Genomic DNA, 8,007 nt, shown 5'->3' with positions numbered 1-8,007 from the left:
ATGGACCGCGGCTGGGAGCACGACGAGCACTGGCTCGGCTACGAGCGGATCACCGACATCGCCGACCTGCCCGTCCTCTTCGGCCTCCCGCGCCCCTGACGTCCGAGCCCGAGCGGAGAACTGCCGTCATCCGCACGCGGTGCGGCGGCGAACCGGTTAGGAGAACAGTACGGCCGTGAACCCAGAAGCAGGACACACCATGAACGCCCTCGCGGCACCACCCCGGAACGGAGAGCTCGGCTTCTGGGTGGCCCAACTGGCCGACACAAAGCCCTCGTTCCCCCGTTTCACCGGCCAGGACTCCGTCGACGTGGCCATTGTCGGCGGCGGCTACACCGGCCTGTGGGCCGCGTACTTCGCCAAGAAGCTCGAACCGTCGCTCTCGGTCGCCGTTTTCGAGGCCGAACAGGTGGGCTACGGCGCATCGGGACGCAACGGTGGCTGGCTCTCGGCCATGCCTCCGGGCAACCGTGCCGCCTTCGCCCGCGCCGGCGGAGGACTGGAGGCGAGCCGGGCACTGCAGCAGGAGTTCGTCGCCGGCGTCGACGCGGTCCTGGACATCCTCCGGGCCGAGGGCATCGACGCCGATCAGCACAAGGGCGGCGCACTCGTCGCCGCCCACACTCGGGCGGGCCTGGGGCGACTTGTCACCAGGCGTGACGCCGACCTGAAGTACGGGCTGACCGAGGACGAGAGCCGGCTGCTCGACCGGGACGAGTTCCGGAGCCTGATCAACATCTCGACCGTCCACGGCGGGCTCTTCTACCAGCACTGCGCGCGGATCCACCCCGCGAAACTCGTCCACGGCCTCGCCGACACCCTGACCTCCATGGGGGTGACGATCTACGAGAGCAGCCGCGTGGACAGTGTCGAGGGCAGGACCCTCACCCTGGCCGACGGACGCGTCACCGCGGCGAAGACGTTCATCTGCACCGAAGGCTATTCGGGACCGCTGCTCGGCAACCGGACCCTGATCCCTGTCAACTCCTCGATGATCGTGACCAAGCCCCTGCCGCAGGAGGCGTGGCAGCAGATCGGCTGGGACGGGCCCCAGTGCCTCAACGACTCCGCGCACACATTCATCTACGCCCAGCGGACGGCGGACGGCCGTATCGCCATGGGGGGCCGTGGTGTCCCCTATCGCTTCGGGTCCGGTACGGGAGGAGCCGGTGCGACCGCCCAGTCCACCATCGACCTGATCTCGCACAAGCTCGGATCCTTCTTCCCGGGGATCCCCTTCGAGGTGGACCACGCCTGGTCGGGCGTCCTGGGAGTCACGCGGGACTGGAACGGCGGCGTGCACTGGGACCCGGCGTCCGGGATCGGATCGTCCACCGGCTACGCGGGACACGGCGTCACGGCAGCCTATGTCGGCGGCAGGACCCTCGCGGAGCTGGCCTTCGAGAGGGAAACCGAACGGACCACCCTCCCCTGGGTCGGCTACCGGGCACGGAAGTGGGAGCCGGAACCCGTTCGCTGGCTGGGCGTTCACGCCATGTACCGGCTCTTCGGTATCGCCGACCAGTGGGAAGAGCGCAGGGGCTCCAGCAAGACCTCACTCCTGGCCAGATTCGGCAGCCGTCTCGCCGGACTCCACGAGTAGACACCGGCCTTCACGAACCAGGAAAGGAAACCGCCCTCATGGACGCGCGACTCGCCGTCATCGGCTTGGGCAGCATCGGAAGCATGGCCCTGTGGCAGGCCTCCCGGCTGTCCGACTCAGTCGTGGGCTTCGAGGCCGCCACCCCCGCCCACGGCCGCAGCGCCGTCGGCGGAGACACCCGCCTGTTCCGCATGATCTACCTCGGCAGGCCCGAGTACTACCCCATCATCGAACGCTCCCGCGGCCTGTGGGCCGAGCTCGAAGCGGAGACCGGGCAGAACATCCTCACCACCACCGGGGGCCTGTCCATCGGGACGGCGAACGGCAGCTACATCAACAGCCTCCTCGAGGCCACGCGCGTCACCGGCGCCGAGCACCACGTCCTCAGCCGGTTGGAGATGGCGGAACGCTACCCCCAGCACAACCTCCGCCCCGACGACTGCGCCGTCTACGACCCCCATGCCGGCGTTCTGCGCACCGACCGCGCCGTCAGCGCCGCCGTCGCGGCGGCCCAGGCCAACGGCGCCACCGTCCTTCAGAACACACCCGTGGACAGCATCACCGAAACCGACCACGGCGTCGTCGTCACCTCGGGCGACAGGACCTGGACGTTCGAAAAGGTCATCGTCGCCTCGGGCGGCTGGTCCCGAAAGCTCATGCCCGACCACCTCAAGGCCGTCACCGAAACCCATCGGATCGTCCTGACCTGGTTCATCGCCCAGGACGGCACCCAGTTCTCGCCGGAGAACTTCCCCGCCTTCAGCCGGTGGTACGAGGATCGCTCCATGTACGGCGCACCCGCCGTCGACGGCGTGACGGTCAAGGCATCGGTGGACGGACCGCTGGCCGGGCGCGCGAGGGCGACCCCCGACCCGGACTCCGTGCCCAGGGAACTCACCCGGGAAGAAATCGACAAGGCCACCGAGATCGTCACCGAGTTCTTCCCCGGCCTGATCCCCACCATCGCGCGCGCCGACGCCTTCCCCGACCTCTTCACCCAGGACAGGCATCCCCTCATCGGCTGGCTGGATCAGAACAGCAGCATCTACTGCGCCACCGGCTTCTCCGGGAAGGGCTTCAAGATGGCCACCGGCTACGGCCACATCGCCGCACACGAGGCGCTCGGCAAGCAGACGTTCGACGGGCTGGACTTCGTGCGTCCGGACCGATTCAGCGGCGGGGGGCCAGGATGCTCAGGGCGTTCGCGGTGACGATCGCGCCGATGGCGGTCCATTCGACGACGCCCAGGTGCTGGCCGAGCACGATCCGGCCGACGAGGGCGGCCAGGGCGGGGTTGACGCTCATGAACAGTCCGAACGCCTGGGCGGAGACGCGGCGCAGGGTGAACACGTCCGCGAGGTAGGGGACGGCCGAGGCGAGGATCCCGGCGGCGACGGCGTACCCCACCGCCCCGGCGGTCGGCGGCTGACGGACCATCACGACCACGCCGACGGGGAGGAAGACCAGCGCCGAGAGCGCGGCGGCGGCCGCGGTGCCCTGCGCGCCGGGAACCCGGCGGCCGACGGTGCGGTTGAGCAGGATGTACGACGCCCAGCAGACGGCGGCGAGCAGACCGAGGCCCATGCCCACATGGTCGGCGGACGGCTGGGGTCGCATCAGCGTGACCACGCCCGCGCCGGCGACCACCGCGCACACGGCGTCCACGCGGCGTCGCGAGGCGGCCAGGGCGACGGCGAGCGGTCCGAGGAACTCCAGGGTGACCGCGAGTCCCAGGCCGACACGGTCGATCGCGGTGTACAGCGACAGGTTCATCGTCCCGAGGACCAGCGCGAGCAGCGCCACGGGCCGCCACTGCTCCGCCGTGAACGACCGCAGCCGCGGCCGGCCGACGGCCAGGAGGGCGAGCGCGGCGACGTACTGGCGTATCGCCACGACCCCGACAGGCCCGAGCACCGGGAAGGCCAGCGCCCCGAGCGCGGCGCCCACCTGGTTGGACAGGCCGCTGCCGACCATGGTGGCGATCCCGGCCGGCCGCGCGGCAGCGGGCTCGTGGAGCGGGGTCGTCGGGGCTGCGGCGGTGGCGGGAGCGGCACTCATGCGCCGATCGTGCGCCGCGGCCCCGGTTGCGCAAAATGCATAAGCCAGGCGATCTATACGCTGGACGCATGGATGGCCCCGTACCCATGGACGACCCCGGACGTGTGGACCCGCCGCCGGCGGTTCCCGATGTCGAGCTGCGCCAGCTCCGCTGTCTCGTCGCGATCGTCGACGAGGGCACGTTCACCGATGCCGCGATCGCGCTCGGCGTGTCCCAGGCCGCGGTGTCCCGCACCCTCGCCTCCCTCGAACGGGCCCTGGGGGTGAGGCTGCTGCGGCGTACGTCCCGTGCGGTGACGCCCACGCCGACCGGGTCGCGGGTGGTGTCGCACGCCCGGCGGGTGCTGGGCGAGGTCGACGATCTGGTCCGGGAGGCCACGTCGGGCCAGGTCCGGCTGCGCATGGGGTACGCCTGGTCGGCGCTCGGCCGGCACACCCTGGACTTCCAGCGCCGCTGGGACGCCGCGCACCCGGAGACGGAACTGCGGCTCGTCCGGGTCAACTCCGCGACGGCGGGGCTCGCGGAGGGCGCCTGCGATCTCGCGGTCGTCCGCAGACCGTTGGACGACCGCCGGTTCGAGTCGGCCATCGTGGGCCTGGAGCGGCGGATGTGCGCGATGGCCGCCGACGATCCGCTGGCCCGCCGCCGCTCGGTCCGGCTCGCCGACCTGTGCGGACGCACCCTGCTGGTGGACCGCAGGACGGGCACGACCACCGCCGAGCTGTGGCCGCCGGGCTCCCGGCCGGCGATGGAGGAGACCCACGACGTGGACGAGTGGCTCACCGTGATCGCCACGGGCCGCACCGTCGGAGTGACCCCGGAGTCCACAGCCCATCAGTACCGGCGGCCCGGTGTCGTCTACCGGCCGGTGCGCGACGCCGAGCCGATCGCCGTCCGGCTCGCCTGGTGGCGGGACGACCCGCATCCCGCCGCTCAGGCGGCCATCGAGCTGCTGACGGCCCTCTACCGCTCCGGCTGAGAACCCGGAGTCGGCGTCCGATCAGGCAGGGTCAGAGCAGATAGTCGGCCACCAGGGTGGCGAACTCGTCGGGTGTGGCCAGGCGGATGCCGAGGTCTTCGGCTTTGGCCCGCTTGGACCCGGCGTTCTCCCCGGCGACGACCAGGGTGGTCTTCTTCGACACGCTGGAGGAGGAGCGCCCTCCGGCCCGTTCGATCAGTTCGTTCATCTGGTTGCGGCTGAGCTTCTCCAGCGGGCCGGACATGGCGCCGGTGACCACCACGGTCATGCCCGTGAGCGGCCCGCCCTCAGCGTTCGCGTCGCTTCCCGCGTCGGCGCCGACGGGGCTCGGCGGTGTGGCGCCGGGCTCGGTCATGTTCACTCCGGCGGCGACGAGTTTGTCGATGAGCGGGGCGAGTTCGGCCAGTTCGGCGACGATCGAGGGGGCCTTCTCGGTGCCGATGCCCTCGACCTGCTGCATGGCCGTGGCGTCGGCGGCGCGGATGTTGTCCATGGTGGCGAACCAGCGGGCGATGCGCCGTGACATCGACCGGCCCGTGCCGCGTACGCCGAGCGCGCACAGCACGCGGGACAGCGGCTGCGCCTTGGCGGTGCTGATCGCGGTGAGGAGGTTGTCGGTGCTGGTCTCCCCCATGCGTTCCAGGCCGAGCAGTTGCTCGCGGGTGAGGGTGAACAGGTCGGCGAGATCGGCGACCAGGCCGGCCTCGACGAGTTGGACGACACGGGTGGCGCCGAGACCTTCGATGTCGAGCTGGTCGCGGCCGGCGGCGTAGGAGAGGGAAGCGACCAGGTGGCAGTTGCGGCCCTGCTCGCAGCGCCAGCGTTCCTGGCTGGTGTCGATGCCGGAACCGCAGCGCGGGCACGCCTCGGGAAAGACGATGGGCTGTTCGTCGCCGGTGCGCAGGTGGGCGACGGGCGCCTCGATCCGCGGTATCACGTCGCCGGCCCGGTGGACCATGACATGGTCGCCCAGTCGGAGGTCACGGCGGGTGATGTCGGCGGGGTTGTGCAGCGTGGCGTAGGCGATGGTGGCGCCGTCGATCTCGACGGGCTCCAGCACGCCGCGCGGGGCGATGATGCCTGTGCGGCCCACGTTCCACTCCACCTCCAGCAGCCGGGTGATCTTCTCCACCGCCGGGAGCTTGTAGGCGATCGCCCACCGGGGAGCCCGTGATCCGGATCCGGCCGTGTGCTGGTCGGCGGCCAGGTCGGCCTTGATGACGATCCCGTCGATCCCGAACGGCAACTGCGCCCGCAGCGCCGCGATCTCCTGCACCCGGGCCAGCACCTGCTCATTGCTGCGGGCCACTCTGCCGGGCACCGCGGTCGAGGCGGTGGTGTTCACCCCGAGGTCGGCGGCCAGGACCATCAGATCGCTGTGGGCGAGGTCGCCCAGCCGCGCCGCGAGGGCGGTGTCGGTGTCGGGCAGGGGCAGCAGGCCGTAGCCGAAGAACGTCATCGGCACCGTATAGGCGCGGTCCTTGGCGCGCAGTGTGCCCGCGGCCGCGTTGCGGGGATTGGCGAAGGGTTGCCCGCCGTGCCCGGTGCGGACCTCGTTGGCGTGCTCGAACTGGGCCGTCGTCATGAGGACTTCGCCACGCACCTCCACGCTCACCGGTTCCGACAGGGTCTCGGGCAGGCCCTCGATGGTGCCCGTCGCGTGCGAGACGTCCTCCCCGGCCGTCCCGTCCCCCCGGGTGATCAGCCGTGTGAGGCGGCCACGGGTGTAGCGGGCGGCGACCGCGAGACCGTCCAGCTTCGCCTCGACGCTCCACTGCTCCACCTCGTGGCCGACACGACGGGCCAGGGACGCCGCCCACGCGGTGAACTCCTCCGCGGAGAACACGTTGTCCAGGCTCAGCATCGCCACGGTGTGCGGCACATCGCCCTCGACGGCGCCGCCCGCGACCTTCCCCGTCGGCGAGTCCGGGAGCACCTGGTCGGGATGCTCGGCCTCCCACACGGCGATGCCACGCACCAGCCGGTCGTAGGTGTCGTCGTCCAGCGCCGAGGTACCGCCCTCGTAGTAGGCGGCCGCGGCCTTCACCGCGTCCTCGACCGCCTGCGCGTAGGCGGCGGCATCCACGATCTGTGCAACAGGAGTCGTCATGACCGTCATCCTGCCTGCCACCACTGACAACGGCCCCCGGACCGGAGCCGAGGCGTTGCCGGAGGCCGGGCGCGGCGGGCGAATCGCCGGAGGACCGAGCAGATCGGCATGTGTCGTGGCCGTTGTGACATGGCTCGGGTGACAGGCACAGCGGCGAGGCTCCTCAGCAGCCGCACCGTGAAGGCGGCGGACTGCGAAGGAGCGATCTCATGGGCCGATACGATCTCGCCCTCATCGGATTCGGCGGCGTCAACCGCGCGCTCGCCGAACTCGTGTCCCAGAACGGGGACCGCTTGGCCGAGGAGCTGGGTTTCGCCCTGCGGGTGGTGGCGATCACCGATCTGCGAGCCGGTTCCCTGGTGGACACCGACGGCATCGATCTGGCGCCGCTGCTGAAAGCCGACCCGGGGGAGCTGAGCTTCGCGGGCCTGGCCGGCGGCAGCGCGGATCCGCGCAACGAGTGGGTGATCCGCGAGGTCCCGGCCGACATCGTCGTGGAGGCGACGTTCACCAACCCCACCGACGGCGAGCCCGCCCTCTCCCATGTGCGCTGGGCCCTGGAATCGGGCAAGCACGTGTGCACCACCAACAAGGGACCGGTCGCACTCGCCGGCCGCGCCCTGAAGCGGATGGCCGCCGAACGTGGGGTCGGCTTCGAGTTCGAGGGCTCCGTACTCAGCGGCACCCCCGTCCTGCGCACGGCCGAGCGCATGTTCGGCGGCCTGGAGATCACCGGCGTCCAGGGGATCATGAACGGCACCTCGAACTACGTCCTCGGCCGCCTCGAAGAGGGCGTCGAGCTGTCGGCGGCCATCGCCGAGGCCCAGGAACTCGGGTACGCCGAAGCCGACCCGACGGCGGACATCGAGGGCCACGACGTCCAGCTCAAGGTGATGATCCTTGCCAACGAGGTCCTCGGCGCCGACCTGCGCCGCGAGGACGTCTTCTGCGAGGGCATCTCCTCGCTCACCCCGCACGAGGTCCGGGACGCCGCCTCGAAGGGGCTGCGGTGGAAGCTGGTCGGCTCCGCCACCCGCCACGAGGACGGCAGCGTCGACGCCCGCGTCGCCCCCCTCGCCCTGCCCGCCCAGCACCCGCTCGCCGGGATCTGCGGCCCGGTCAACGCGGTCGCCTTCCACACCGACCTCCTCGGCACCGTCACGGTGTCCGGGCCGGGCGCCGGCCGCATCGAGACCGCCTACGCCCTGCTGTCGGACCTCACCGCCATCCACCAGCGCCACGCCGACGACGACACC

At 71.2% G+C, this 8,007-nt stretch carries 6 protein-coding genes; 4 read left to right on the top strand and 2 right to left on the bottom strand.

Going from position 1 to position 8,007, the window contains the following annotated elements; translation table 11 throughout:
• Nucleotides 1-175 precede the first annotated feature (175 nt).
• Together ACZ4Z3_RS40115 and solA are read left to right on the top strand one after the other, a co-directional pair.
• Entirely contained in the window at nt 176-1,603 is a 1,428-nt protein-coding gene (locus tag ACZ4Z3_RS40115) for an NAD(P)/FAD-dependent oxidoreductase (protein ID WP_468505688.1), read from the top strand.
• A 38-nt stretch (nt 1,604-1,641) separates the two neighbouring features.
• Nucleotides 1,642-2,814: an N-methyl-L-tryptophan oxidase gene (solA, locus tag ACZ4Z3_RS40110; RefSeq protein ID WP_468505687.1), complete on the top strand. Its 1,173-nt coding sequence runs from the start codon at nt 1,642-1,644 to the stop codon at nt 2,812-2,814.
• Here the strand turns inward: solA and ACZ4Z3_RS40105 are convergent.
• Nucleotides 2,774-3,661: an EamA family transporter gene (locus tag ACZ4Z3_RS40105; protein ID WP_468505686.1), complete on the bottom strand. Its 888-nt coding sequence runs from the start codon at nt 3,659-3,661 to the stop codon at nt 2,774-2,776. The genes solA and ACZ4Z3_RS40105 overlap by 41 nt on opposite strands.
• Nucleotides 3,662-3,729: 68 nt before the next feature.
• On the opposite strand from ACZ4Z3_RS40105, the gene ACZ4Z3_RS40100 reads away from it, so the two are divergent.
• On the top strand, nt 3,730-4,641 hold the full coding sequence (locus ACZ4Z3_RS40100) for a LysR family transcriptional regulator (RefSeq protein WP_468505685.1): 912 nt from the start codon (nt 3,730-3,732) through the stop codon (nt 4,639-4,641).
• Between the two features lie 31 nt (nt 4,642-4,672).
• On the opposite strand, the gene ligA is transcribed toward ACZ4Z3_RS40100, so the two are convergent.
• Entirely contained in the window at nt 4,673-6,751 is a 2,079-nt protein-coding gene (gene ligA / locus ACZ4Z3_RS40095; protein WP_468505684.1) for an NAD-dependent DNA ligase LigA, read from the bottom strand.
• Nucleotides 6,752-6,960: 209 nt separating this feature from the next.
• Between ligA and ACZ4Z3_RS40090 the strand changes: the two genes are divergently transcribed.
• On the top strand, nt 6,961-8,007 hold a 1,047-nt coding region (locus tag ACZ4Z3_RS40090; protein WP_468505683.1), incomplete at its 3' end, for a homoserine dehydrogenase.

The sequence above is a fragment of the Streptomyces sp. NPDC030296 genome (assembly GCF_055572815.1).
Note: the sequence above shows the minus strand (reverse complement) of the source record. Positions and strands in the feature narration are given on the sequence as shown.

What these genes read in the sequence shown, in the direction of transcription:
- solA (WP_468505687.1), top strand. Translation starts at nt 1,642, where the DNA reads ATGGACGCGCGACTCGCCGTCATCGGCTTGGGCAGCATCGGAAGCATG.
- ACZ4Z3_RS40105 (WP_468505686.1), bottom strand. Translation starts at nt 3,661, where the DNA reads ATGAGTGCCGCTCCCGCCACCGCCGCAGCCCCGACGACCCCGCTCCAC.
- ACZ4Z3_RS40100 (WP_468505685.1), top strand. Translation starts at nt 3,730, where the DNA reads ATGGATGGCCCCGTACCCATGGACGACCCCGGACGTGTGGACCCGCCG.
- ligA (WP_468505684.1), bottom strand. Translation starts at nt 6,751, where the DNA reads ATGACGACTCCTGTTGCACAGATCGTGGATGCCGCCGCCTACGCGCAG.